Origin of the sequence: Micromonospora sonneratiae, from assembly GCF_042679305.1 — a bacterium.
GTDB lineage: Bacteria > Actinomycetota > Actinomycetes > Mycobacteriales > Micromonosporaceae > Micromonospora_H > Micromonospora_H sonneratiae.
In genome coordinates, this window is record NZ_JBHTMP010000184.1 from 1 (window position 1) to 503 (window position 503).

General features: G+C 66.0%; 1 protein-coding gene. It reads right to left on the bottom strand.

Features of this window, described 5'->3' with window-relative positions:
• The coding region (locus tag ACFQ4H_RS34920; protein WP_377579574.1) for a hypothetical protein at nt 1–503 on the bottom strand (503 nt) is incomplete at both ends.

Genomic DNA, 503 nt, shown 5'->3' on the forward strand with positions numbered 1-503 from the left:
TCGCGTCGGCGGTACGCGGGTCGGCGGCCAGTTGTTCCTCGATCTGTCTGGCCCGTTGTTCGAGTTCCTCGACGGGTTGCCGCTGCTGCTCGATCTGTTCCCGCAGGTGCTGGGGAGTAGTGGTGCCCGGTTTTGCCTCGGTCAGCTTCAGGATGATGGCCAGGTCGTTGAGGTTGAGCTGGTGAATCCGGTTGACCCATCGGGCAATCAGGAATCCAGGCGCGCCGACTCCGGCGAGCAGTCCGTAGAAGACCGATCCGGTAAGCAGACCGGTACCGACCGCAGCGCCCCCCTGGGCCAGCATCGGTAGCAGGTCTTCCCGGATCCAGCGGCGGGTGGGCAGCCGGTTCTCGCGGTCGAACAGGATGTTGTCCCCGATGTGGGTCAGGGCGTCGGCGATCCGGGTCGGGTCGGCATCCATGTTCACGATGAAGCTGAACCTGCCCCGGCTGATCCGGTCGGTGCCGGGCACGATCGGGCGGCCGTCCTCGACCGAGTCGAAC